At 71.2% G+C, this 25,026-nt stretch carries 24 protein-coding genes and 1 rRNA gene; 17 read left to right on the top strand and 8 right to left on the bottom strand.

Features of this window, described 5'->3' with window-relative positions; all coding sequences use genetic code 11:
• Positions 1–495 precede the first annotated feature (495 nt).
• The 7 genes from AC07FV_RS26390 (at position 496) to pstB (ending at position 8,810) form a co-directional block, all read left to right on the top strand.
• The gene (locus AC07FV_RS26390; RefSeq protein WP_479089734.1) at positions 496–2,736 is read left to right on the top strand and encodes an RNA degradosome polyphosphate kinase; all 2,241 of its coding nucleotides are present in this window, start codon (positions 496–498) and stop codon (positions 2,734–2,736) included.
• Entirely contained in the window at positions 2,717–3,979 is a 1,263-nt protein-coding gene (locus tag AC07FV_RS26385; RefSeq protein ID WP_479089732.1) for a CHAD domain-containing protein, read from the top strand. Before AC07FV_RS26390 ends, AC07FV_RS26385 begins: the two co-directional genes overlap by 20 nt.
• 33 nt (positions 3,980–4,012) lie before the next feature.
• Positions 4,013–4,459 (top strand): NUDIX hydrolase, encoded by a 447-nt coding sequence (locus tag AC07FV_RS26380; protein ID WP_479089730.1) that lies wholly within the window; start codon positions 4,013–4,015, stop codon positions 4,457–4,459.
• Positions 4,460–4,666: 207 nt separating this feature from the next.
• Positions 4,667–5,794, top strand: a complete 1,128-nt coding sequence (gene pstS, locus AC07FV_RS26375; protein ID WP_479089729.1) for a phosphate ABC transporter substrate-binding protein PstS — start codon at positions 4,667–4,669, stop codon at positions 5,792–5,794.
• Positions 5,795–5,918: 124 nt separating this feature from the next.
• Complete coding sequence (pstC, locus tag AC07FV_RS26370) at positions 5,919–6,929, top strand: phosphate ABC transporter permease subunit PstC (protein WP_479089728.1); 1,011 nt, start codon at positions 5,919–5,921, stop codon at positions 6,927–6,929.
• On the top strand, positions 6,926–7,984 hold the full coding sequence (gene pstA, locus AC07FV_RS26365) for a phosphate ABC transporter permease PstA (RefSeq protein WP_479089726.1): 1,059 nt from the start codon (positions 6,926–6,928) through the stop codon (positions 7,982–7,984). The genes pstC and pstA overlap by 4 nt, the downstream gene beginning before the upstream one ends.
• Before the next feature lie 49 nt (positions 7,985–8,033).
• A complete protein-coding gene (gene pstB, locus AC07FV_RS26360; RefSeq protein WP_479089724.1) occupies positions 8,034–8,810 on the top strand; it encodes a phosphate ABC transporter ATP-binding protein PstB in 777 nt (258 codons plus the stop codon).
• Between the two features lie 127 nt (positions 8,811–8,937).
• On the opposite strand, the gene AC07FV_RS26355 is transcribed toward pstB, so the two are convergent.
• On the bottom strand, positions 8,938–9,936 hold the full coding sequence (locus AC07FV_RS26355) for an inorganic phosphate transporter (protein WP_053133398.1): 999 nt from the start codon (positions 9,934–9,936) through the stop codon (positions 8,938–8,940).
• A gap of 7 nt (positions 9,937–9,943) precedes the next feature.
• The gene (locus AC07FV_RS26350; RefSeq protein ID WP_053133402.1) at positions 9,944–10,564 is read right to left on the bottom strand and encodes a DUF47 domain-containing protein; all 621 of its coding nucleotides are present in this window, start codon (positions 10,562–10,564) and stop codon (positions 9,944–9,946) included.
• 266 nt (positions 10,565–10,830) lie between these two features.
• Between AC07FV_RS26350 and AC07FV_RS26345 the strand changes: the two genes are divergently transcribed.
• Positions 10,831–11,238: a metal-sensitive transcriptional regulator gene (locus AC07FV_RS26345; RefSeq protein ID WP_479089722.1), complete on the top strand. Its 408-nt coding sequence runs from the start codon at positions 10,831–10,833 to the stop codon at positions 11,236–11,238.
• Between the two features lie 28 nt (positions 11,239–11,266).
• On the opposite strand, the gene AC07FV_RS26340 is transcribed toward AC07FV_RS26345, so the two are convergent.
• Together AC07FV_RS26340 and AC07FV_RS26335 are read right to left on the bottom strand one after the other, a co-directional pair.
• The gene (locus tag AC07FV_RS26340) at positions 11,267–11,431 is read right to left on the bottom strand and encodes a hypothetical protein (RefSeq protein WP_356608670.1); all 165 of its coding nucleotides are present in this window, start codon (positions 11,429–11,431) and stop codon (positions 11,267–11,269) included.
• Positions 11,432–11,507: 76 nt separating this feature from the next.
• A complete protein-coding gene (locus AC07FV_RS26335) occupies positions 11,508–12,416 on the bottom strand; it encodes an SCO4651 family lipoprotein (RefSeq protein WP_479089720.1) in 909 nt (302 codons plus the stop codon).
• Positions 12,417–12,502: 86 nt separating this feature from the next.
• Here AC07FV_RS26335 and AC07FV_RS26330 point away from each other — a divergent pair, with 86 nt between their 5' ends.
• Positions 12,503–12,673: a hypothetical protein gene (locus AC07FV_RS26330; protein WP_479089719.1), complete on the top strand. Its 171-nt coding sequence runs from the start codon at positions 12,503–12,505 to the stop codon at positions 12,671–12,673.
• A 124-nt stretch (positions 12,674–12,797) separates the two neighbouring features.
• Here AC07FV_RS26330 and AC07FV_RS26325 read toward each other — a convergent pair whose 3' ends face one another.
• Positions 12,798–13,508, bottom strand: a complete 711-nt coding sequence (locus AC07FV_RS26325; protein WP_479089718.1) for a phosphatase PAP2 family protein — start codon at positions 13,506–13,508, stop codon at positions 12,798–12,800.
• Positions 13,509–13,746: 238 nt separating this feature from the next.
• Positions 13,747–14,754: a C40 family peptidase gene (locus AC07FV_RS26320; protein ID WP_356608678.1), complete on the bottom strand. Its 1,008-nt coding sequence runs from the start codon at positions 14,752–14,754 to the stop codon at positions 13,747–13,749.
• A 406-nt stretch (positions 14,755–15,160) separates the two neighbouring features.
• Between AC07FV_RS26320 and AC07FV_RS26315 the strand changes: the two genes are divergently transcribed.
• The 6 genes from AC07FV_RS26315 (at position 15,161) to AC07FV_RS26290 (ending at position 22,292) form a co-directional block, all read left to right on the top strand.
• Positions 15,161–15,469 carry a hypothetical protein gene (locus AC07FV_RS26315; protein ID WP_356608680.1) on the top strand — a complete coding sequence of 103 codons (309 nt, stop codon included), beginning with the start codon at positions 15,161–15,163 and terminating at the stop codon, positions 15,467–15,469.
• Between the two features lie 171 nt (positions 15,470–15,640).
• Positions 15,641–16,450 carry a DUF8175 domain-containg protein gene (locus tag AC07FV_RS26310; protein ID WP_479089717.1) on the top strand — a complete coding sequence of 270 codons (810 nt, stop codon included), beginning with the start codon at positions 15,641–15,643 and terminating at the stop codon, positions 16,448–16,450.
• Positions 16,440–17,765 carry a hypothetical protein gene (locus AC07FV_RS26305; RefSeq protein WP_479089715.1) on the top strand — a complete coding sequence of 442 codons (1,326 nt, stop codon included), beginning with the start codon at positions 16,440–16,442 and terminating at the stop codon, positions 17,763–17,765. The genes AC07FV_RS26310 and AC07FV_RS26305 overlap by 11 nt, the downstream gene beginning before the upstream one ends.
• Complete coding sequence (locus AC07FV_RS26300; RefSeq protein ID WP_479089714.1) at positions 17,762–19,321, top strand: SCO6880 family protein; 1,560 nt, start codon at positions 17,762–17,764, stop codon at positions 19,319–19,321. Before AC07FV_RS26305 ends, AC07FV_RS26300 begins: the two co-directional genes overlap by 4 nt.
• Before the next feature lie 12 nt (positions 19,322–19,333).
• Entirely contained in the window at positions 19,334–20,746 is a 1,413-nt protein-coding gene (locus tag AC07FV_RS26295) for an ATP-binding protein (RefSeq protein WP_479089713.1), read from the top strand.
• Positions 20,747–20,768: 22 nt separating this feature from the next.
• Complete coding sequence (locus AC07FV_RS26290; protein WP_479089712.1) at positions 20,769–22,292, top strand: type IV secretory system conjugative DNA transfer family protein; 1,524 nt, start codon at positions 20,769–20,771, stop codon at positions 22,290–22,292.
• On the opposite strand, the gene AC07FV_RS26285 is transcribed toward AC07FV_RS26290, so the two are convergent.
• A complete protein-coding gene (locus AC07FV_RS26285) occupies positions 22,289–22,852 on the bottom strand; it encodes a GNAT family N-acetyltransferase (RefSeq protein WP_479089711.1) in 564 nt (187 codons plus the stop codon). The two genes, AC07FV_RS26290 and AC07FV_RS26285, sit on opposite strands and share 4 nt — an antisense overlap.
• A gap of 95 nt (positions 22,853–22,947) precedes the next feature.
• Between AC07FV_RS26285 and AC07FV_RS26280 the strand changes: the two genes are divergently transcribed.
• Positions 22,948–24,207, top strand: coding sequence for a sensor histidine kinase (locus tag AC07FV_RS26280; RefSeq protein ID WP_479089710.1), 1,260 nt, complete (start codon positions 22,948–22,950; stop codon positions 24,205–24,207).
• Positions 24,204–24,869, top strand: a complete 666-nt coding sequence (locus AC07FV_RS26275; RefSeq protein WP_479089709.1) for a response regulator — start codon at positions 24,204–24,206, stop codon at positions 24,867–24,869. Before AC07FV_RS26280 ends, AC07FV_RS26275 begins: the two co-directional genes overlap by 4 nt.
• Positions 24,870–24,945: 76 nt before the next feature.
• On the opposite strand, the gene rrf is transcribed toward AC07FV_RS26275, so the two are convergent.
• A 5S ribosomal RNA gene (rrf, locus tag AC07FV_RS26270) occupies positions 24,946–25,026 on the bottom strand; the annotation flags it as partial.

The following is a 25,026-nucleotide window of genomic DNA, read 5'->3' as shown; positions in this document are numbered from 1 at the left end:
ACGGCGAGAAGTCCCGATCCGAGCGGGCGAGGCCCCACAGCCCCGTACGGCGAGAAGCCCCGATCCGAGCGGGCGAGGCCCCGCACCCGCGTACGGCGAGAAGGGGCCGGGCCGGGGGGTGTCCGCCCGCAGCGGTTGGCGCGTCAACGAGGGGCACCCCGTTCCCCGACCGATTCCGCGCCGTTCCGAGGACGGACACCCCCCGGCCCGGCCCCGACCCCCCACCCACGCACCGCGCACCCACACCGCACCCCCACCGAACCCGCACAGGCCGCCGCAGGCACCCCGCACCACAACCCCAGGCACCCGCAGGCACCCCGCCCAACCGCCGGAGGCCGCCCGCCGCTATCCCACACGTCATGTCCCCGTAACCATCGATTCAGACTGCCTTGCGACCCTCACCGAATGAAGCCGACCGTGCCGGAGCAACCAGGAGCAGAGCATTCCGCGCCCTCCGACGCGCCTGTCCTGCGCGTGGCGCGGAAGAATGGGTTCATGAGGCAGCCGAACAGCCAGGCCGAGGTCCAGCACACGCAGCCCTCCGTGGGCTCCATCGCCGCGCACCGCTCGCACACCGTGGCCGCCACGGTCTCCGACCTGGAGCCCGACATCGACGCCGACCTCGACGCGTACGAGGAGTCGGAGGAGTCCCAGGCCGGCGGCGCCCAGCTCCCGCAGGGCCGCTTCCTGGACCGCGAACGCAGCTGGCTCGCGTTCAACGAACGTGTGCTCGAACTCGCCGAGGACCCGAGCACCCCCCTCCTGGAGCGTGCCAACTTCCTCGCGATCTTCGCCAGCAACCTGGACGAGTTCTTCATGGTCCGCGTCGCCGGCCTCAAGCGTCGCATCGCCACCGGCGTCGCCACCCGCTCCGCCTCCGGCCTCCAGCCCCGCGAGGTGCTGGAGATGATCTGGGCCCGCTCCCGCGAGCTGATGGCCCGGCACGCCGCCTGTTTCCAGGAGGACGTCCTCCCCGCCCTGGCCGACGAGGGCATCCACCTGGTCCGCTGGAGCGAACTCGCGGAGAAGGAGCAGGCCCGCCTCTTCACCCTGTTCCGGCACCAGATCTTCCCGGTCCTCACCCCGCTCGCGGTCGACCCGGCGCACCCCTTCCCGTACATCTCGGGCCTCTCCCTGAACCTCGCGGTGGTCGTCCGCAACCCGGTCACCGGCCACCGGCACTTCGCCCGCGTCAAGGTCCCGCCGCTGCTCTCCCGCTTCCTGGAGGCCTCCCCGGGCCGCTACGTCCCCCTGGAGGACGTGATCGCGGCCCACCTGGAAGAGCTGTTCCCGGGCATGGAGGTCCTGCAGCACCACGCCTTCCGCCTCACCCGCAACGAGGACCTGGAGGTGGAGGAGGACGACACCGAGAACCTCCTCCAGGCCCTGGAGAAGGAGCTGATGCGGCGCCGCTTCGGCCCGCCCGTGCGCCTGGAGGTCGAGGAGAGCGTCGACCGCGAGGTCCTGGACCTCCTCGTCCGCGAGCTGAAGATCAGCGAGGCGGAGGTCTACCCGCTCCCCGGCCCCCTCGACCTCACCGGCCTCTTCCGCATCCACGGCCTCGACCGGCCCGAGCTGAAGTACCCGAAGTTCGTCGCCGGGACCCACCGCGACCTGGCCGAGGTCGAGTCCGCCTCCGCGCCGGACGTCTTCGCCGCCGTCCGCAGCCGGGACGTCCTGCTGCACCACCCGTACGACTCGTTCTCGACGTCCGTCCAGGCCTTCCTGGAGCAGGCCGCCGCCGATCCGGACGTCCTCGCGATCAAGCAGACGCTGTACCGCACCTCCGGCGACTCCCCGATAGTCGACGCGCTGATCGACGCCGCAGAGTCCGGCAAGCAGGTCCTGGTCCTGGTCGAGATCAAGGCCCGCTTCGACGAGCACGCCAACATCAAGTGGGCGCGCAAGCTGGAGGAGGCCGGCTGCCACGTGGTCTACGGCCTGGTGGGCCTGAAGACCCACTGCAAGCTCTCCCTGGTCGTACGCCAGGAGGGCGAGACCCTCCGCCGCTACAGCCACGTCGGCACCGGCAACTACCACCCGAAGACGGCCCGCCTCTACGAGGACCTGGGGCTGCTCACCGCGGACCCGCAGGTCGGCGCGGACCTCTCCGACCTGTTCAACCGCCTCTCCGGCTACTCCCGCCGGGAGACCTACCGCCGTCTGCTCGTCGCGCCCAAGTCCCTGCGCGACGGCCTGGTCTCCCGCATCCACAAGGAGATCCAGCACCACCGCGCCGGCCGCCCCGCCTCCATACGCATCAAGGTCAACTCGATGGTCGACGAGGCCGTGGTCGACGCCTGCTACCGGGCGTCCCAGGCCGGTGTCCCCGTCGACGTGTGGGTGCGCGGCATCTGCGCGCTGCGCCCGGGCGTGGCGGGCCTGTCGGAGAACATCCGGGTCCGTTCGGTCCTCGGCCGCTTCCTGGAGCACTCCCGCGTCTTCGCCTTCGGCAACGGCGGCGAGCCGGAGGTCTGGTTCGGCAGCGCCGACATGATGCACCGCAACCTCGACCGCCGGATAGAGGCCCTGGTCAGGGTCGCCGACCCGGCCCACCGGGCGGCCCTCAACCGGCTGCTGGAGACCGGCATGTCCGACGGCACCGCCTCCTGGCACCTCGGTCCGGACGGCGAGTGGACCCGGCACGCGACCGACGCGGACGGCCAGCCCCTGCGCAACATCCAGGAGATGCTCATAGACGCCCGGAGGCGCCGGCGTGGCACAGCGACACCTTGACCCGACGGACCCGCCGGTGGCGGCCACGACCGCGCCCCCGGCCGCCACCGCCGCCGCGCCCGGCCGTTCGGCTCCCGGCCGTTCGGCTCCCGACCGTTCGGCTCCCGACCGTTCCGCACCCGCGGACGCGGAGGCCCTCACCGGCTACCTGCGCGCCCAGGCCACGGAGTTCCTCCGCGCCCTGCGCCTGCACCGGGAGACGGGAACCGGCACGCACGGCGGACACGGCGCACACGGAGGAACAGCCGGACCCGGCGGACCCGGCGCACAGGCCACCGAGCAGCGGCCCGCGGGCCCCGTGGACGCGTCCCGCCTCCTGCGCCGGGCGGCCCGCCGCCTCAGCGGCACGCTGCACACCTTCCAGCCCGTGCTGGACGCCGACTGGGCGGAGGCCATGCGCCCCGAGCTGGCATGGCTGTCCGGCACGCTGGCCCTGGAGCACGCCTGCGCGTCCCGCCTGGAGCGCCTCCTGGAGGCCCTGCACCGGCTGTCGGGGTCGTCGGCGTTCCCCACGCGGCAGCAGGGCCGGACTGCGGCCGTGGCGGTCACCGTGCCCGCCCCGCACCAGTCGCCCCCGGACCGCGGCAACCTCACCGTGGGCGCCGCCAAGGCGGGTGCGCTGCTCGACCGCCAGCTGACCCTGGCCCGCACCCGCGCGCACTCCACCGCCCTGCAAGCACTGGGCAGCAGCCGCTTCCACGCGGTCGCCGACAAGGTCGCCTTACTGGCCAGCGAGGTCCCGCTGAGGAAGACCACCACCCCCACCACCGACCTCCGCCCGCTGGCCGCAGCCGCGGAGAGCCGCCTGACGGACGCCGTGGCCGCCCTCCCCCTCGTCACCGCCGGCAACCCGTACAACGCCCAGGCTCTGATCCACGGCCTCTCGCCGGACCCGGTGCCCCACCCGCAGGACGCCCAGTGGCACCAGGTCCGGCTGCTGCTGCGCCTGCACCGGTACGCGCTCGAAGTGCTGTCCGGCGGGGCCGCCGGGGACGCCGGGGACACCGAGGGCCCGGCCCCCTCCCAGGACATCCGCCTTCTGGCCGCCGGCGAGGCCCTCAACCGCCACCGGGACGCCTCGGAGGCCGCCGCCGCCGCGGCCCAGGCCGCCCGCACCCCGCGTATCGCCCCGGCGACCGCGTACGCGCTCGGCGTGCTCCACGCCGACCAGCGGCATGAGGTCGAGGCGGCGAGGTACGCGTTCCAGCACAGCTGGCGCAAGGAACCGATCAGGCTGCCGTAGGACCGCCACACCGCACGGGAGGGCGAGCGCACCGTGAACCCGGCCGAGGACACCCCCGCCCCCACCGTCCGCGCCGCGGGCTGCGTCCTGTGGCGCCGCGCCCCTCGCGCCCCCGGCCTCGAGCTGTGTCTCGTCCACCGGCCGAAGTACGACGACTGGTCGCACCCCAAGGGCAAGCTGCACCCCGGCGAGGACGCGCTCGCGGGCGCCCTGCGCGAGGTCGCCGAGGAGACCGGGTACGCCGCCGCGCCGGGCACCGAGCTGCCCACCGTGCGCTACCTGGTGGACGGCCGCCCCAAGGAGGTCCGCTACTGGGCGGCGGCGGCCACCACCGGCGCCTTCACCCCCTCCGACGAGGTGGACCGCATCGTGTGGCTGGAGCCCGCGGCGGCCCGCGCCCGGCTCACCCAGCCCCGGGACCGGTCCCTCGTCGACGCGTTCCTGGCGACGCCCCCGCCCGGGACCACTCCGTGTCCTTGACGTAAGCGTTCCGTGACCTCACCGCACCGTCCTCAGGGGTTCACCCTGCGTTCATTTACGGCCATCGGCGGCTTCACCTGTTCTGCCTAATTTCGGCCTTACCGATACGGGGCGCACCTCGAAAGGGCGTCCGTGTCCCCACGTCTTCATCGCAGTCCTCGCACGCCGCCGGATTCAGGACGGCGGCTCCTGGAAGGAACTCCCTCAGTGAAGCTTCAGCGCAAGAACCGGCGGGCCCTCGCTCTCGGTGCTCTCGCCGTCTCCGGCGCCCTGGCCCTCACGGCGTGCGGCTCCGACGACACGGGCGGCAACGACAGCGGCGGCGACGCCAGCGCGGCCGCCAACAGCAACATCAAGTGCGAGGACGCCAAGGGCCAGCTCCAGGCCTCCGGCTCCTCCGCCCAGAAGAACGCGATCGACGCCTGGGTCAAGCAGTACGTGGCCGCCTGCAAGGGTGTGCAGATCAACTACAACCCGACCGGCTCGGGTGCGGGCATCACCGCGTTCACGCAGGGCCAGACCGCGTTCGCCGGTTCGGACTCCGCGCTCAAGCCCGAAGAGGTCGAGGCCTCCAAGAAGGTCTGCAAGGACGGCCAGGCCATCAACCTGCCGATGGTCGGCGGCCCGATCGCGGTCGGCTTCAACGTCCCGGGCGTCGACACGCTCAACCTGGACGCCGCGACGCTCGCCAAGATCTTCGACAGCAAGATCACCAACTGGAACGACGCGGCGATCGCCAAGCTCAACCCCGAGGCGAAGCTGCCCGACCTGAAGATCCAGGCCTTCCACCGCTCGGACGAGTCCGGCACCACGGACAACTTCACCAAGTACCTGAAGGCCGCCGCGCCCGAGGACTGGAAGTACGAGGGCGGCAAGTCCTGGGAGGCCAAGGGCGGCCAGTCCGCGCAGGGCTCCTCCGGCCTGGCCGCGCAGGTGAAGCAGACCTCCGGCGCCCTCTCGTACTTCGAGCTGTCCTACGCCAAGGACGGCATCAAGACGGTCGACATCAAGACCGAGGCCGCCGAGCCGGTCAAGGCCACCGTCGAGAACGCCACCGCCGCCATCGGCGCGGCCAAGGTCGTCGGCACCGGCAAGGACCTCGCGCTGGAGCTGGACTACACCCCGGACGCCGCCGGCGCCTACCCGATCGTCCTGGTGACGTACGAGATCGCCTGCGACAAGGGCAACAAGGCGGAGACCCTGCCCGCCACCAAGTCCTTCCTGAACTACGTCGCCTCGGAGGACGGCCAGGGCCTGCTGGCGGACGCCGGCTACGCCCCGATGCCCACCGAGATCATCACCAAGGTCCGCGAGACCATCTCGGGCCTGAGCTGACCCGAGTGCGGTCCGGCTCCCACCCCGGGGCCGGGCCGCACCGTCCGGTGCACCGCCGCCAGGAGCCCCCCGCGGGCTCCGCCCGAGCCGCCGCCCACGACGGCTCCGCAGACCGGAGAACCCGATGGACACAACTACGGACACCCACAAGCCCATACCCTCCCCCGCGCCCGGGACCACCGGCCCCGGGGACCAGCGCACCACCCGCGGCGCCACCCGCCCCGGCGACCGGATCTTCCTCGGGCTCTCCCGCGGTTCCGGCATCCTGGTGCTGGTCATCATGGCCGCCATCGCGGCCTTCCTCACCTACCGCGCGACCCTCGCGATCAGCAAGGACGAGGCCAACTTCTTCACCACCTTCGAGTGGAACCCGAGCGGTGATCCGGCCGAGTTCGGCATCGCGGTCCTGGCCTTCGGCACCATCGTGTCGTCGATCATCGCCATGGTCATCGCGGTCCCGATCGCGGTCGGCATCGCGCTGTTCATCACGCACTACGCGCCGCGCAGGCTGGGCGGTCCGATCGCCTACGTGATCGACCTGCTCGCCGCGGTGCCCTCGATCGTCTACGGCCTGTGGGGCGCGCTCGTCCTCGTGCCGCACCTGAACGGCCTCTACGGCTGGCTCGACCAGTACCTCGGCTGGACCGGGATCCTGGAGTGGAACGGCGGCGCCCCGCGCTCGCTGTTCACCGTCGGCATCCTGCTCGCGATCATGATCCTGCCGATCATCACCAACGTCAGCCGTGAGGTCTTCCGGCAGGTCCCACGCATGCACGAGGAGGCCGCCCTGGCCCTCGGCGCCACGCGCTGGGAGGTCATCCGGATGTCGGTGATCCCCTTCGGCCGCTCCGGCGTCATCTCCGCCTCGATGCTCGGCCTCGGCCGCGCCCTCGGCGAGACGATGGCCGTCGCCATGGTCCTCTCGCCGACCTTCGACATCAGCCCCAGCCTGCTCGACCCGGGCGGCGGCACCTTCGCGCAGAACATCGCCAGCAAGTTCAACGAGGCGACCGTGATGGGCCAGGACGCGCTGATCGCCTCCGGCCTGGTGCTCTTCGTGATCACCCTGGCGGTCAACGGCGCCGCCCGCATGATCATCGCCCGCCGCAAGGAGTACTCGGGGGCCAACGCATGAGCCACGCAACCCTTACCCCCAAGAGCCGCAGCTCCCTGCGCGGCGCGACCCTGCCCAAGTGGTTCCCCTGGGCGGTCGCCGGCGGCTCGGTCCTCGCGGGCCTCGGCATCAGCGCGGCGGCCGGGCTGAGCAGCAGCATCCAGTGGGCCCTGATCGCCGCGGTGCTCTTCGTCGTCGGCACGTACGCCGTCTCGGCGCGTGTAGAGGGCGTGCGCCAGGCCAAGGACCGGGTGGCGACCAGCATGGTCTGGGTCGCCTTCCTGATGGCGCTGATCCCGCTGCTCTCCCTGATCTGGGAGACCCTGAAGCAGGGCGTGAAGGTCCTCGACGGCTACTTCCTGAGCCACTCGATGGGCGTGGTCGCCGACAGCGAGCCCGGCGGCGGCATCTACCACGCCATCCTCGGCACCCTGGAGCAGGTCGGCCTCGCCACCCTGTTCTCCGTGCCGATCGGCGTGCTCACCGCGATCTACCTGGTCGAGTACGGCCGCGGCCGGCTCGCCAAGGCCGTCACCTTCTTCGTCGACGTCATGACGGGCATCCCGTCGATCGTCGCGGGTCTGTTCGTCCTCAGCCTGTGGGTCCTGATCCTCGACATGGGCCCGTCCGGCATCGCCGGTTCCTTCGCCCTGTGCATCCTGATGATCCCGGTGGTCGTCCGCTCCACCGAGGAGATGCTCAAGCTCGTCCCGAACGAGCTGCGCGAGGCGTCGCTCGCCCTGGGCGTGCCCAAGTGGCGCACGATCCTCAAGGTGGTCCTCCCGACGTCGATGGGCGGCATCGTCACCGGCGTCATGCTGGCCGTGGCCCGCATCACCGGCGAGACGGCCCCCGTGCTGCTGCTGGTCTGGGGCACCGACTTCATCAACGCGAACCCGTTCCAGGATCCGCAGGAGTCGCTGCCGATGTACATCTACCTCCAGTACAGCGCGGGCTCCGACCCGGCCTACGACCGTGCCTGGGCGGCGGCCCTGACGCTCATCGCGTTCATCATGATCCTCAACCTGGCCGCCCGCGGCATCGCCCGCTGGAAGGCCCCGAAGACCGGTCGCTGACGCGGCCAAGGCGACAACAGTCAGCGACCCGAAAGAAGCAGTGATTGCCATGGCCAAGCGCATAGATGTCAGCGGCCTCAACGCCTACTACGGCTCCTTCCTGGCCATCGAGGACATCTCGATGACCGTCGAGCCCCGCTCCGTGACGGCCTTCATCGGCCCCTCCGGCTGCGGCAAGTCGACCTTCCTGCGCACGCTCAACCGCATGCACGAGGTCACCCCCGGCGGCCGGGTGGACGGCAAGGTCATGCTCGACGACGAGAACCTCTACGGCGTCGGCATCGACCCGGTGTCCGTACGCCGCGAGGTCGGCATGGTCTTCCAGCGCCCGAACCCGTTCCCGACGATGTCGGTCTACGACAACGTGGCGGCGGGCCTGCGCCTGAACGGCAAGTACAAGAAGTCCCAGCTGGACGACATCGTCGAGAAGTCCCTCCGGGGCGCCAACCTCTGGAACGAGGTCAAGGACCGCCTGAACAAGCCGGGCTCCGGCCTCTCCGGCGGTCAGCAGCAGCGCCTGTGCATCGCCCGCGCGATCGCGGTCGAGCCGAACGTCCTGCTCATGGACGAGCCCTGCTCCGCCCTGGACCCGATCTCCACCCTCGCCATCGAGGACCTGATCGGCGAGCTGAAGGAGCGCTTCACGATCGTCATCGTGACGCACAACATGCAGCAGGCGGCCCGCGTCTCGGACCGTACGGCCTTCTTCAACCTGGCGGCCGTCGGCCAGCCCGGCAAGCTGATCGAGATCGACGAGACGGAGCGCATCTTCTCCAACCCGTCGGTCCAGGCCACGGAGGACTACATCTCGGGCCGCTTCGGCTAGGCCTGGACCCCGACCCCTCGCGGTGCTGCATGGCGGTGCCACCGCGAGGAGCACAAAGGGCCCGCCCCCGGTCTCCGGGGGCGGGCCCTCTCCGTTGCGCGCGGCCCCGTCCCGGGGCCGCTCCCGGCTACAGGAACGCCAGGTGGACCAGCCAGAACGAGCAGGCCGCCACGAGCGCGGCGGCCGGCATCGTGATGAACCAGCCCAGGATGATGTTCTTCGCGACACCCCACCGCACGGCGTTCACCCGCTTCGTGGCCCCCACACCCATGATCGCGGAGGTGATGACGTGCGTGGTGGAGATCGGCGCGTGGAAGAGGAAGGCCGACCCGAACATGATCGAGGCGCCCGTCGTCTCGGCGGCGAAGCCCTGCGGCGGGTCCAGCTCGATGATCTTGCGTCCCAGCGTCCGCATGATCCGCCAGCCGCCCGCGTACGTTCCCGCGGAGAGCATCAGCGCACAGGCGATCTTGACCCACACCGGGATCGGGTCGCCGTAGTCCTCGACGTCGGCGATGACCAGCGCCATCACCACGATGCCCATCGTCTTCTGCGCGTCCTGGAGGCCGTGCCCCAGCGCCATGCCGGCCGCCGACACCGTCTGCGCGATACGGAAGCCGCGCTTCGCCTTGTGCGGGTTGGCGCGCCGGAACATCCACATGATCGCGGTCATCACGAGGTAGCCGGCCACCAGACCGATCACCGGCGACAGGAACATCGGGATGACGATCTTGTCGACGACCCCGTGCCAGTACACGGTCGTCCCCCCGGCCAGCGCCGCCCCGACCAGGCCGCCGAAGAGCGCGTGCGAGGACGACGAGGGCAGGCCGAAGTACCAGGTGATCAGGTTCCAGACGATCGCGCCCACGAGCGCCGCGAAGAGGATGCCCATCCCCTTCGAACCCTCGGGCGTCTCGATCAGCCCCTCACTGACGGTCTTGGCGATCCCGGAGCCGAGGAACGCGCCGGCGAGGTTCATCACGGCGGCCATCGCGAGCGCCGCACGGGGCGTGAGCGCACGCGTCGACACGGACGTCGCGATCGCGTTCGCCGAGTCGTGGAAACCGTTGGTGTACGTGAAGAAGAGCGCGACCCCGATGGTCGCGATCAGAGCGAAGGTGTCCATGGAGAGGTCAGGACTCCTTGACCGCGATGGTCTCCACCGTGTTCGCCACGTGCTCGAAGGCGTCCGCCGCCTCTTCCAGTACGTCCACGATCTGCTTCAGCTTGAGCACCTCGATGGCCTCGTACTTGCCGTTGAAGAGGTGGGCGAGCAGCTTGCGGTGGACCTGGTCGGCCTGGTTCTCGAGCCGGTTGACCTCGATCCAGTACTCGGTGAGGTTGTCCATGGTGCGCAGGTTCGGCATGGCCTCGGCGGTCAGCTCGGCGGCCCGCGCCAGCACCTCGATCTGCTGGTCGACGCCCTTGGGCAGTTCCTCGACGTTGTAGAGGACGACCAGGTCGACGGCCTCCTCCATGAAGTCCATGATGTCGTCGAGGGAGGAGGCGAGGTTGTAGATGTCCTCGCGGTCGAAGGGCGTGATGAACGAGGAGTTCAGCTGGTGGAAGATCGCGTGCGTGGCGTCGTCACCCGCGTGTTCGGCGGCCCGCATACGCTCTGCGATCTCGGCCCGGGCGGATGCGTCCGCCCCGAGCAGTTCCATCAGGAGCTTGGAGCCCGTGACGATGTTGTCCGCGGAGGCGGCGAACATGTCGTAGAAGCTCGTCTCCCTGGGGGTCAGACGAAAGCGCACGTGGGGTCCTCGGGGTGCATCGGTTTCGGTCAGGCTGATGCTAGGCGCATCATCCGGCCACGGCTAACGGGCCGTCCCCCAGTGTCGCCCATCAGGCAGAGTGATGAGCAGGGGGGCGACGCCAGGGGCCGCGGCCGGGTTCCGCGAAGGCCCACCTACCCCGCAAAGTTCGTTACCATATACCCGCCAGGGGTATATGTCCGCTATCTGCTCGATGTCGGTGCACTCCACCCGCCCCGCCCCCTCATCTCCCACAGGAGGACGCGATGACGACCACAGAGGCCGGCGCAGGTGCGCCCTCCCCCGCCGTGGACGCGGTGGTGCCGGAAGGAACCGACGGGACGCGGACGGAGGGCACGGGGACGGACGTGGTGACCGACCACGACCGCGGTGTGCACGGCTACCACCACCAGAAGGACGAGCACCTCAAGCGCCTGCGCCGCATCGAGGGCCAGATCCGCGGCCTGCAGCGCATGGTCGACGAGGACGTCTACTGCATCGACATACTCACCCAGGTCTCCGCCTCCACCAAGGCCCTCCAGTCCTTCGCCCTGCAACTCCTCGAGGAGCACCTGCGCCACTGCGTCGCCGACGCGGCCGTCAAGGGCGGCGCCGAGATCGACGCGAAGGTGGAAGAGGCGACGAAGGCGATCGGCCGCCTCCTGCGCACCTGACCCGCCCCCGAGCCGGGCGACCCGGCGCCTACGGGTCGGAGCGGCGTTCCTCCGCCACGCGCAGCACCTCGTCGATGCTCTCCAGGCTGAGCCGCTCCCGGGCGGCCGACGCCGCGATGATCAGCTCCCCGCACAGCTCGATCTCGGCGAGGGCCACGTGGTCCTGAACCGCCGTACCGCCGACCGGAGCCACGCCGTCACCTCGTCTCTGCCGTCACCGACTTCCTAGAGTAGGGAGCGGCCTACACACCGCGCATGGCACGGAAGGGCTAGTTCTTGCCGTTCGTCCCGTCGCCGGCCCCGCGTCCCGGCACCCCGCCCGGCTCCGCTCCGATCCGGCCCGCGTAGATGTCGCGGTCCTCGGGCAGCCGTACGCGGACGGCGGCGCCGAAATCGTAGAGCAGCGTCGTCGAGGCGACGCCCACCTCGCCCTCGTCCCGCCCGTTGGAGAAGCTGAAGCGGTGCCGGAGCTTGCGGATCCGGCCCTCGTCGTCCACGTACGCGTCGAACGGCACCTCGATGGTCGCGAACCCCTCGGCCGCCGCGGCCAGCGCCTTCCGGTTGCCCTCCGACGCGTCCCGCGACGCCCGCGCGAGATCGGCGGTGCCCCGGTAGTGCCGCACGGCGGTCCCCGCGACCTCCGTGCGCCCCACGAACGTCGCCGTCCGCGTCCCCCGCAGCACCTCGGCGGCGGCGAGGGGGTCCGTCGCCCCGCCGGTCACCAGGTTCCCGTCGGTCAGCGAGGCGGTGTCCACCCGCACCCACTTGTCGTCGGGCACACCGGCCCCCCGGTTCTTCATGTAGAGGGCACCCGGCGAGAGCAGTTCGGTGATCGGCCGCTGCCCGCTCGTGCCGGCCGGGTCCTGCGGCAGCCGCACCTTCAGCCGCCCGAGCCGCCGCGTGAAGTCGTACACGCCCTCGCCCCGGATGGTCACCCGGGTCCCGCCGCTGGCCATCTCCATCGCGGTCCGCGTCTTGGCGCTCCCGGCGGCCACCAGGCGGTCCGCGGTCCCGTGCAGCACGGCGACCGGATCACCGGCGCCCGGCCCCGGAGCGGCGGCCCCCTGCCCCGAGCACGCGCTGCCGGCGAGGCACACGCAGACCAGGCCCTCGGCGAGGACCAGCGGACCGCCGGCCCGTCCCAGCCGCCGCTCCCGTGCCCTCCGCCACCCGACCATCGCCACCTGCCCCAGCCGTCCCGCCCGTTCCGGACCCCTGCCGTCCCGGTTAACGAGGGGTGGGTGACCCCGGTAACGTGGTCGGCGTGGCGCAGCAGGACGGTCTCGAAGCTCCCCAGGAAGTCCCGGAACACCTCACGACGACGGTCGAACAGGGCCCCTTCTGCCTGGCCCGCTGCTCCTGCGGCTGGCGGGGCCCTGCCCGCAGGGCGAGAAGCCAGGCCCGCACGGACGCCAGACTCCACATCCCGGCCTGACCCGCACCCGCCCGACGAAGCGACGCGGCCCCGGCCCCTGGCGCCAACTGAGCGCCAGTACGGCCGGGACCGCGTCCTCACCTGCCCGCGGGCGCTCCGGGCGCCCGCGCACTCCCACCGAGCCCTAGGCGGCGAGATCCCGCTCGCCCGCCTCGGCACTCTCCTTGCGCGCCCCGGGGATCACTGCGCCCTGCCCGGCGGCACCGCCTCGCCCCCGCGCGCTGACCAGCCATCCCACCCGGGGCGACCGCTCGACGGCCCGGGTCAGCGGCGTCAGCAGCGCCATGGCGACCGGCGACAGCAGCAGCGCGACCGCCGTACCGAGGGCGAAGCCCCCGATGACGTCCGTCGGATAGTGCACGCCCATGTAGACCCGGGCGAACCCGCCGAAGACGGCGAGCACGATCGCCACGAGCCCGAACTTCCGGTGGGCGACGAACAGCGCGACGGCGAGCGCCATGACGAGCGTCGCGTGGTCGCTCACGAAGGAGAAGTCGTTCTTCCCCTCGATGAGCACCTCCAGCCCGTCATGGGTCTTGAACGGCCGGGGCCGCTCCACGAAACCCCGTATCGGCACGTTGACGAGGACCGCGACGCCGGCCGCGAGCGGGGCCCAGACCAGGGCCGCCACGCTGGAGGCCGCGTCCTCGCCACCCCGCCGCCGCACGGTCCACCAGCACCACACCACCAGCAGCACGATCGCGAACAGCAGTCCGTACTCACCCACGAACTCCATGACCCGGTCGAACCAGTGCGGTGCGTCCTTGGCCAGGCCATTGATGTCGTAGAGCAGCTCGACGTCGGGGTTCGACCCGGATTCGGCGAGTCCAGCCATGGTGCTGCGGCCCCTTCGTCATGTCCTCCGGCGCACCGAACGCACGCCTCTTTCCGCCACCCCCGTGGTCGTAGATCCGCCGGCTCCGTCCGTCGCCGCACACCTACACGTCAACAGGAACGCACGGTCCCCGTTGATACGTTCCACACTCCACTGAATGATCACGCAGACGTTATCGAAGAGAAACACGTCGTCGCAGCTCAGGGCTGGGGTTGACGCTCCGTCCAAACCATGGCATTCACACCGTCGTGGGCAGCGCTTTCGCGCCATCCTCGGTCACGCGGGTGGCCCCGAAATAGTCCGGAGTGTCGATCGGGTCGAACCGGATCACGGCCCCCGTCCGCGGCGCGTTGATCATGTACCCGCCGCCGACGTACATCCCCACGTGCCGGATCGCCCGGGAGTTGGTGAGGTCGTCCGAGAAGAACACCAGGTCCCCGGGGAGCAGCTCCTCCCGACTCGGATGCGGCCCCGCGTTGTACTGGTCGTTGGCGACCCGCGGCAGCTTGATCCCCACGCTCTCGTACGCCGCCTTGGTCAGCCCCGAGCAGTCGAACCGCCCGCCCTGCTCGGCCGTCCCGTTACCGCCCCACAGATAGAGCGTGCCGAGCTTCTCCTGCGCGTAGGCGATGGCCCCGGCGGCCTGCTCGGAGGGATCGACCCGGGTCTCGGGCGCGGCGAAGCTCTTCTCCAGGGTCGTGATCACCTTGACGTAGTTCTGGGTCTCCTTGTACGGCGGGACACCCTGGTACTTGATCACCGCGTAGGCCCCCGCGTTGTAGGAGGCCAGCATGTTTTCGGTCAGGTTCCCGGGCACGTCCTTCACGTACGACGCGAGGGAGCAGTCGTAGGACGCCGCGGACGGAATGGCGTCGTTCGGGTCCCACACGTCCCGGTCGCCGTCCCCGTCCCCGTCGACGCCGTGGGTGGCCCACGTGCCGGGGATGAACTGCGCTATGCCCTGCGCCGCCGCGTGGCTCTGCGCCCTCGGGTTGAAGCCGCTCTCCTGGTAGAGCTGGGCGGCGAGCAGCGCCGGGTTGATGGCGGGGCAGAGATTGCCCCACTTCTGCACGAGCGGCTGGTAGGCGGCGGGCACCGACCCCTTGGCGAGCCTCTTCGTCCCGCCGCCGGCGCCGCCCGCGAGATCCCCGGCGACGAGGTAGACGCCCACGACGAGCAGCATCACGAACGACAGGCCGGAACCGACGACCACGGTCCCCGCGATCCACGCCTTACGCACCGTCAACCGCCCCTCGCCGTCCAGGACTCATGGCGACGCCAGTGTAGAGGCGACCCACGGTGCGGCGGTGGTCACCGGGCGAACAGGAACGCGCCTGTTCACCCGACCACCCGTCAGGATCCGCCACCGAGACGCGAAAGGGCCTAACGACCGAACCGGCCGTCAGGTTTCGCTCAGGCCTCGTTGCCCGGCGTGACCTGCTGTGATACACAGAGTGACGATACGGCACTTCGAACACCGTCCCCTGCCCGCCTGAGCAGTCGGCGTGGGGCGGTGGCAAGCTATTCGTACGAAACCCGCCAATCAATGACGCCAAGTCGACATCTCCCGGCGCCGTTGTCGGCGACAATGAGGCCTGACCTCTGCACGTCCGCAGAGGGTGCGGAACTACCCAACAGGGGCGGTGACTTACATGCTCTTTGCGGCCGACGAGGGAGACATCAACACCATCATCGGGGGGATCGCTCCGGACTGGGGCCCCTTCGGTGCGCTGGGGGCCGAGGCGAAGACGATGGTCCAGGTCGTCATGGCCGTCGCCATCCTGCTCTGTCTCGGCATCGCCATCTGGGGCGCCGCCAAGCAGCGCATCGGTGCCACCGCGCTGCGGGACACCTTCAGCGCGGAGCAGGGCAAGGGCCTGATCGTGGCGGGGCTGACGGGCGTTTTCATCATCGGCTCGCTCGGCACGCTCTTCACCATCGTGTACGGGATGGCCGTGTAGCCCGGCGCGCATCCGTCCTCCCGTTCCCCCTCCACCCCACCCGCCCGTCGTGCCAACCGGCTGAGGTTGCGTTTCCCTGATGTCGAGTCACCACACCGCGCCCGCGCGGGAACCAGCACGGCTACCGTCGTACTTCTACGGCAGGCACGACGGCGAGGGGGAGTACGCGGCATGAGTCTCGGAGACGACCACCAGTCCTCCGGCGGTTACGGCGGCACCGGCCAGACCCGGACCCGACTGCCCGACGGGGACGCCGACGGCTACGGCACCCCCCGGCGCGGCGGCCGCTCCTCGTCCCGGAGCCTGGTCACGGTGGTCGGCGTCGTCGTCCTCCTCATCGCCGCGATCGCCTTCGCGAACCGTGGAGGGGGCGATTCCGACGCCTCCGACGAGGCCGCCGACAAGCCGAAGACCTCCGCAACGGCCCCGACCGGCACCACCCCTGTCCAGTCCGGCTTCGCCCACGACGAACAGGGGGCGCAGAGCGCGGCGGCGAATTATGCGGTGGCGTTGGGGTCCGACGGCATGTTCGACAAGGCCAGGCGACACGAGATCGTGCAGGCCATTGCCGATCCCGGCTCGGTCGACCGACTCCAGTCCGGCTTCGACGCCGACTACTCAGCGTCCTTGCTGCAGAGAATCGGCCTCACCGAGGACGGTAAGGCTCCCCCAGGTGCCACTTTCGTCAACCGAACGCTGCCGGCGGGTACCAAGGTCACGTCCTTCGCCGACAGTGCCGCCAGTGTCGAAGTCTGGTGCAACGGACTCTTCGGGCTCACAGGGGAGAAGACGACCAACCCCGTGGCGAACAGCTGGTTCACGGTCACCATGAAGCTGAACTGGGACGGGAGCGACTGGAAGGTCGTAGAGACCAGCCAGAAGACCGGCCCGACCCCCGTCCCTGGGGACAATCCTGTCTCCAGCGCGGAAGAGATGAGCAAGGCGGTCCAGGAGTTCGGAGGCTTCACGTATGCCCGGTAGCCAGCACCGCGCGCTCAAAGTCACCGGAGCGGTGGCCGCCACACAGGCCTTCGCCGTCCTCCTTGCCACACGCGCTTCCGCAGAGCCCAGCCCGACCCCGACGAAGACTGACGACCCCTGTTCGCTCATCGCAGGTCCTGCCAAGAGGTACTGCGAAGACGGCGCGGCAAACGATGGCTCCGGTGGCGGCAGCGTCCGCAGCGTGCCCGACACCCTCGACCCCCTCTCCTCCCTGGCCAAGGGCTGCGCCGACGCCGCCTCCTGGACCGTCGACAAGCTCAGCGCCGCCGTCCAGGACACGGCCGACGTCGACTTCACCAACCCGAAGTTCCTCCAGCAGTACGCCGTGGTCTTCGCGGCCTCGACGATCCTCACGCTCGTCCTCTGGCTCCTCGCCGTGGCGAAGCGTGCCGTGCGCGGCGTCCCCCTCACCACCGCGCTCTCCGAGGCCATCGGGTTCCTCTGGCTCACCGTCCTGGCCTCGGCGTTCACGCCGCTGGTCCTCTACACGGTCGTCTCGGCGACCGACGGCGTCACGGACGTCCTCGCCAACACGACCGGCGACCAGACGGACACCTTCTTCGGCACGTTCTCCGGCGCGCTGAAGAAGGGCGAGGACATCGGCGGCGGCCCGATCATGCTGATCGTCGTCTCCCTGGTGTCGATCCTCGCCGCCGGCGTCCTCTGGCTGGAACTCGTCATCCGCGCCGCCCTGCTCTACGTCGGCGCCCTGCTCGGCACCGTCGTCTACGCCGGCCTGGTCGACAAGAACCTGTGGGGCCACGTCCGCCGCTGGGCGGGCATCATGATCGCCGTGATCCTGGTCAAGCCCGTCATCGTCATCGTCCTGGGCCTCGCCGGGGCGCTCTCCGCCGACGACGGACCCGACGCCTTCTCCGCCGTCGTCTCCGGCCTCGCGATCATCCTGCTCGCCATCTTCGCGTCCGCGATGATCTACCGCTTCGTCCCCGGCTTCGGCGACGAGATCGCCGGCTCCCGCAACAACCGCATCATGCAGGGTGCCGAGGGCAAGGCCGCGGCCGTGATCAGCTCCCCGGCGAACCTGGTCGCCCAGGGCATCCGGACCCACAGCACCCGCCACAACGGCGACGGCGGAGGCGGCCAGTCCGCGTCCCGTCCCTCGAACCCCGCCTCCGGCGGGGTCGCCGCGCACAGCTCGCGCCCCTCGAACGGCGGCGGCGGAAATGTCCCCTCCGCCGCACCCGCACCGCGCTCCGGCAGCCCGGTGAACACGCCCCACGCCAGCAACACCCGCAACAGCAGCACCAAGAGCACAGGAGGTGACGGGCGTTGACGACCGAGTCCCACGTGTCCCATCCGGTCACGCCCCGCCGCACGTATCTGATCGGCCGCGCCCGGCCGAACGCGATCGTCGGCCGCAACCGCGAGACCGGTGAGATCGCGCTGATCGTCGTCGGCGCGTTCCTCGGCATGATGTGCGGGCTCCTCGTCCCCGTCCTGTCCCTGCGCATCGTGCTGCTCGTCGGCTTCCCCATGCTCGGGCTGGCGGCCGTCTACGTGCCGTACAAGCACCGCACGTTCTACAAGTGGTTCGAGATCAACCGCAGCTACAAGCGGACGCTGCGCAGGGGCACCACGTACCGTTCCGGCGCCGTGGAGGCCGGCACCCGGCTCGACGGGCGGGAGATCGAGGTCGGCCCGCCGCCCGGCATCGGCCGCATCACCTGGCTGGCCGCGCCCTTCGGCCCCGACGAGATCGCCGTCCTGCTGCACGCCGACCGCAAGACGGTGACCGCCGCCATCGAGATCGAGGGCCCCGGCGTCGGCCTGCGCGACTCCGAGGACCAGGAAGCCCTCGTCGACCGCTTCGGCACCCTGCTCAAGCACGTGGCCAACGGCGACGGTTTCGTCACCCGCATCCAGATGCTCGCCCGCACCCTCCCGGCCGACCCCGACGCGCACGCCAAGGACGTCGCCCAGCGCGGCGACGACCGGGCGCTGCCGTGGCTCCAGCAGTCGTACGACCAGCTCCAGTCGATGGTGTCCACCAGCAGCGAGCAGCACCGCGCCTACCTCATCGCCTGCATGCACTACTCCCGGGAGCTGGCGGCCGAGGCCAACGCCATGGCCCGCGCCGCCCGCCCGCAGAACGGGCGCAAGCTGGACCGGGACGCGGGCCTCGCCGTCGTGATGGCGCGCGAGCTGACCGACATCTGCTCGCGCCTCCAGGAGGCGGACATCCGCGTGCGCCAGCCGCTCGGCCAGGGCCGGCTCGCCTCCCTCATCCACGCCATGTACGACCCGGACCACCCCATCGACCACATCCAGGCGATGACCAAGCGCAACGCCTGGCCGGCCGAGCTGGACGCCATGGAGCCCACCTACCTCCAGGCCAAGACCCGCGAGTCCTCCACCCGCGCCCCCTGGTGCCACGCCACCGCCTGGGTCAAGGAGTGGCCGATGACCCCCGTCGGCGTGAACTTCCTCGCGCCGCTGCTCGTCCACACCCCGGACGTCATCCGCACGGTCGCCGTCACGATGGACCTCGAACCCACCGAGGTCGCCATCGAGCGCATGCTGACCGAGAAGACCAACGACGAGGCCGACGCCTCCCGCGCCGCCAAGATGAACCGCACCGTCGACCCCCGCGACATCGCCGCCCACGGCCGCCTGGACCAGCGCGGCGAGGACCTCGCCAGCGGCGCGGCCGGCGTCAACCTGGTCGGCTACATCACCGTGTCCTCCCGCTCCCCCGAGGCACTCGCCCGCGACAAGCGGACGATAAGGGCCTCGGCCGGAAAGTCGTACCTGAAGCTGGAGTGGTGCGACCGTGAGCACCATCGCGCCTTCGTGAACACACTTCCGTTCGCCACCGGCATCCGAAGGTAGGGGCTGAGCCTGATGCGGGACCCGCTGACCGTCCTCACCGACGCCTTCACGTCCTTCCTCTTCGGGAAGGTGGAGACGACCCGCCTCCCGGTCCGCACCTCCACGGGCCAGGCCCAGGCCGTCTACCTGCCCACCGCCGCGCCGGGCCTCGGCGACTCCGGCGTGATCATCGGCCGCGAGGTCTACTCCGGCAAGGGCTACATCTACGACCCCTTCCAGCTGTACGGCCAGCAGCTCCCCGCCCCGCACTGGCTGGTGCTCGGCGAGTCCGGCAACGGCAAGTCGGCGCTGGAGAAGACGTACGTCCTGCGCCAGCTCCGCTTCCGCGACCGCCAGGTCGTCGTCCTGGACGCCCAGGGCGAGGACGGCGTCGGCGAGTGGAACCTCATCGCGGAAGAGCTGGGCATAACTCCCATCCGCCTGGACCCGGCGGCCGCCCTGGACCACGGCATCCGGCTCAACCCCCTGGACCCGGCGATCACGACGACGGGGCAGCTGGCGCTGCTGCGGACGATCATCGAGGTCGCGATGGGCCACGGCCTCGACGAACGCTCCGGCTTCGCCCTGAAGGTCGCGCACGCCTACGTCAACGAGACCATCGTCGAGCGCCAGCCGGTCCTCACCGACATCGTCGAGCAGCTCCGCCACCCCGAGCCGGAGTCCGCCGAGGCGATGAACGTCGCCATAGACGACGTACGGGCCTGGGGCCTGGACGTGGCGCTGGTCCTGGACCGCCTCGTCGACGGCGACCTGCGCGGCATGTTCGACGGCCCGACCACGGTCGGCATCGACCTCGACGCGCCCCTCATCGTCTTCGACCTGTCCCACATCGACCGCAACTCCATCGCCATGCCGATCCTCATGGCCATCGTCGGCGTGTGGCTGGAGCACACCTGGATCCGCCCCGACCGCAAGAAGCGCATCTTCCTGGTCGAGGAGGCCTGGCACATCATCAACAGCCCGTTCGTGGCGCAGCTGTTCCAGCGGCTGCTCAAGTTCGGGCGGCGCCTCGGCCTGTCGTTCGTGGCGGTGGTCCACCACCTGTCGGACGTCGTCGACGGGGCCGCGGCGAGAGAGGCCGCGGCGATCCTGAAGATGGCCTCCACCCGGACCATCTACGCCCAGAAGGCCGACGAGGCACGCGCCACCGGACGCGTCCTCGGCCTGCCCCGCTGGGCGGTGGAGATCATCCCCACCCTCACCCCCGGCATCGCGGTGTGGGACGTCAACGGCAACGTGCAGGTGGTCAAGCACCTGATCACGGAGACCGAACGCCCTCTGGTCTTCACCGACCGCGCGATGACCGAGTCCTCCGCCGACTTCAACGACGACGCCCTGCGCGCCGCCGAACTGGAGGCCGAGGAACGGGCGGCGGCCTTCGTGGAGCAGCACATCGGCGACCCGTCCGAATCGACGGTGGCGTAGGCGGAGGGGGAGGACGGAACGGATGAGACCGGACGACCGGCGGCGGGACGGCGGCATCCCGGACGGCCTGCTGCTCGGCACCCTCGCCTTCATCCTCTGCATGGCGCTGCTGGTGTGGACGGCGACGGGCCTCGCCGCCCTGCTCGCCCACGGTTCCTGGCCCGCGGGGGTCACCTTCGGCGGCACCCCGCCGGCCATGCGCCACCTCGTCGCCGAGCCGCACGACCTCGCCGGTGCCTGGCCGGACGCCCCGGAGACGGCCCTGTCCGGGTACGGCCTGTTCTGGGGCCTGTTCATCGGCCAGCTCATGGTGCTGGTCGTCCTCACCGTGTTCGTGATGGGCACGGTGGCTCGGTGGCGTGCGGTCCGCCGGCGACGGCGCACGGAGGCGCGGGCGGCAGCCCTGCAAGAGCGCACGCCCGTGGTGGCGCCGCAGGCGGCGCCCGAGCCGGAGCGCACGCGGCGGCAGGCGCCCGTACCGGTGCACGAGGTACCGACCCCGAGGGCGCCGCGGCGGGAGGAGCCTCCGGGGGCGCCCCCGGAGGAGGAGCCCTCGGAGGAGAAGCCCCTCCCCGCAGCGGCCGGCGGCGGGCGGATCGGCGTCCGGCACACCCACCGACCCGAGCCCGCGGTGCACTACGGTCCCTCCGACCTCCGCCTCTCGACCGCCGCGAACGCCCTGCGCGAAGCGGAAGGCGCGGCCCTCGTCATCACCTCCGGCCCGGCCCTCTGGGCGGCGACCAAGGACGCCCGCGCGAAGCTCGGTCCCTGCCACCTCTACGACCCGGGCCACCTCTGCGACACCCCGGCCCGACTCCACTGGTCCCCCACCGCCGGATGCGAGGACAGGCCGACGGCCACGACCAGGGCGGCCGCCCTCCTCGCCCCCGTCCGCCCCACCGCCCGGCTCGACCAGGCGGTCGGCGACACCGCCGAGTTGCTCCTGCGCAGCTATCTCCACGCCGCCGCCGTCGACGGCCGCACCGTCCGCCACGTCCACCGCTGGTCCCAGGGCGTCCAGGTCCAGGACGCCGTCCGCATCCTCCGTACCAGTCCCAAGGCCGCGGCGGGTGCCGCGGGCGAGCTGGAGGGCGCCCTCACCGCCCATCCCGAACGGCGGGACATGGCCCAGCAGCTGACCGCCCGGGCCCTGGCCGCCCTCTCGACGGTCAACATCCGTGAGGCCTGCACCCCGAACCGAACTGATGCCCTCGCCCTGGATTCCTTCGTCCACGAACAGGGAACGCTTTACGTGGTGGGTGAATCCATCGAGGACCCCCGTACGAGCCCGGGCGCGATGCCGCTGCTGACGGCGCTCGTCTCCAGCGTGGTCGAGCGCGGCCGGCGCATGGCCGAACGGTCATCCTCCGGTCGCCTCGACCCACCACTGACGCTCGTCCTGGACGATGTCGCGGCCGTCGCTCCGCTCCCCCAGCTCCCCGAGCTGCTGGCCACCGGCGCGGACCGCGGCATGCCGGCCCTGGCCCTGCTCCGCTCCCGCGAACAGGGCCGCGCCCGCTGGCCGCACGCCCAACTGCCCGTCTAGCGCTCGAGCACGAACTCCAGCTCGACCTCTCCGGGGCCCGGACCCATCAGCGGCACCGTCCGCCCGCTCGGCGCGAACCCCGCCTTCCGGTAGGCGCCCTGGGCGCGCTCGTTGTCCGGGTGCACGATGAGCCGCATCCGCTCCAGGCCGTTCGCCCACGCCCATTCCAGCCCCGCGTCGAACAGCGCCTTGGTCAGCCCGCTCCCCCGCCACTCGGGACGCACGAACACCCCGACCACGTGTCCCTGCCGACGCTCCACCGGGAACCCGGCCCAGTCCGTCGTCCCGGCGTCCTCCACCAGCACGGTCAGCGTGCCGAGCCACGTCCCGCCGGGCACCTCCGCGACGAACTGCCGCGCCCCGGCTGCTCCGTCGGCCGCCAGGGCCGCCCGCTCCCGCCAGTAGGAGTCGGGCCGCGCGGCGGCTTCGTCGTACGTCTCCAGGTACGCGAGGTGGGCCAGCGGGTCGCGCAGCGCGCGCAGCCGCAGCTCCTTCACGGCGGGCCACTCGTCGGCACGTATGGAGCGGATCACGTAGTCACCGGGGACCGAGGCACTCATGCGGGCCACCGTAATACCCGGGTACTACGGCGCTCATCCGATATACCGGCCCAAGGACGGACGCCCTGCCTCCGCGCAGCCCCGACCATGGTCGGATGGAGCCCGTGGAACCCCCGCCGCAGGACCGCGCGGCGGAGCCCCTCACCGAGTACGTGCACCGCGTCACCCGCCGGGTACGCGCCTTCGACCGGCGTCGGCCCCTCGTCTGGGACCTGCTCCTCACCGGCTTCTGGGTACTGGCCGCCCTGATCGACGCCGCCGGCGGCTGGCGGAACGTCGCCCACGACGCCGATGTGCCCGCCGGCCTGGTCCTCGCCCTGAGCCTCGCCCTCACCGTCCCCCTCCTCTGGCGCCGCGCTCACCCGCGGGCCGCTCTCCTGGTGACGATGCCCGCGGCCCTGCTCAGCAGCTGGTCGGGCGCCGCCCTTCAGGCGGCTCTGCTCCAGCTGCTCCTCCTCCACCACATCGCGCTGCGGCTGCCGTTGCGCAGTCTCTGGTGGGCGGTGGCCGTCGTGACGGCCCCGGCCTGCGTCACGGCGCTCCGCCACGGCGACGACGCGGGCTCCTGGAACCAGCAGCTCGGCTCGCACCTCCTGTCCGCCGGCGTGGCGGTGCTCATCGGCGTCACGGTCCGCACGCGCCGCGACTACACCGAGGTGCTGGAGGACCGCGCCCGTCGCCTGGAGACCGAGCGCGACCAGCAGCTCCGGCTCGCCGCCGCGGCCGAACGCGCCCGCATCGCCCGGGAGATGCACGACATCATCGGCCACAACCTCTCCGTCGTCACCGGCCTCGCCGACGGTGGCCGCTACGCCGCCGCCAAGTCCCCCGAGCGCGCCGCCCAGGCCCTGGAGTCCATCGCCACCACCAGCCGCCAGGCGCTGGGCGAGCTGCGCCGCCTGCTGGACGTCCTGCGCGACGAGGACCGGGCAGGCTCCCGGGCGGAGCTCGCCCCCCAACCCGCCCTCACCGACCTCGACCGACTCCTCACCGGCGTACGCGGCGCCGGGCTCCCGGTCCGTACGACCGTCCAGGGCCGGGCCACCCTCCCCGAGGGCCGCCAGCTCACGGTCTACCGCGTCATCCAGGAGGCCCTCACCAACACCCTCAAGCACGCCGGTCCCGACGCCACCGCCCACGTCGACCTCTCCTACGAGGCCGGTGGCGCCGTCGCCCTCACCGTCACCGACACCGGCCGCGGCGGCCCGTCCCCCGCCGCGTCGGAAGGCCGGGGCTTGACCGGCATGCGTGAGCGCACCTCCCTGTACGGCGGCACACTGGAGGCCGGCCCACGGCCACGCCCCGAGCGGGGCTGGCGCGTCCACCTGCGTCTCCCGGAGGAATCCGCCCAGTGACCACCGTGCTCATAGCCGACGACCAGCCGCTCCAGCGTTTCGGCTTCCGGATGCTGCTGGAGAGTCAGGACGACATGACGGTCGTGGGGGAAGCCGCGAACGGCGCCGAGGCCACCCGGATGACCGCCGGCCTCCACCCGGACGTCGTTCTCATGGATGTCCGTATGCCGGGCCTGGACGGTATCGAGGCGACCCGCCGCATCGTCGCCGCCGGCGGGCGCACCCGGGTCCTCATCCTCACGACCTTCGATCTCGACGAGTACGCCTACGCCGGCCTGCGCGCGGGTGCCTCGGGTTTCCTGGTCAAGGACGCCCAGCCGGAAGAGCTGCTCTCCGGCGTCCGGGCGGTGGCGACGGGAGACGCCGTGGTGGCTCCGAGCCTGACGCGCCGTCTGCTCGACGCCTACGTCCACCACCTGCCGGCGTCCACGGCACCGGACGGCGCCCCCGACCCGCGTCTGGCCACTCTCACCGACCGCGAGAGCGAGATCCTCAGAGTCATGGGTCAGGGCTGGACCAACACGGAGATAGCCGAGCGTCTGCATCTGGCGGAGTCGACGGTGAAGACCCATGTGGGCCGCATCCTCGCCAAGACGGGCTCACGCGACCGCGTACAAGCGGTGATCCTGGCCTACGACACGAAACTCGTGACACCGACCTGAGCCCAAGGAGAAGAAGGACGCGCTAAACGCAGAAAACCCCGCACCGTTCCCGGTGCGGGGTCTTCTCGCAATGATTGTTCGGCGGCGTCCTACTCTCCCACAGGGTCCCCCCTGCAGTACCATCGGCGCTGAAAGGCTTAGCTTCCGGGTTCGGAAT

Source organism: Streptomyces sp. NPDC045956 (genome assembly GCF_056430705.1).
Note: the sequence above shows the minus strand (reverse complement) of the source record. Positions and strands in the feature narration are given on the sequence as shown.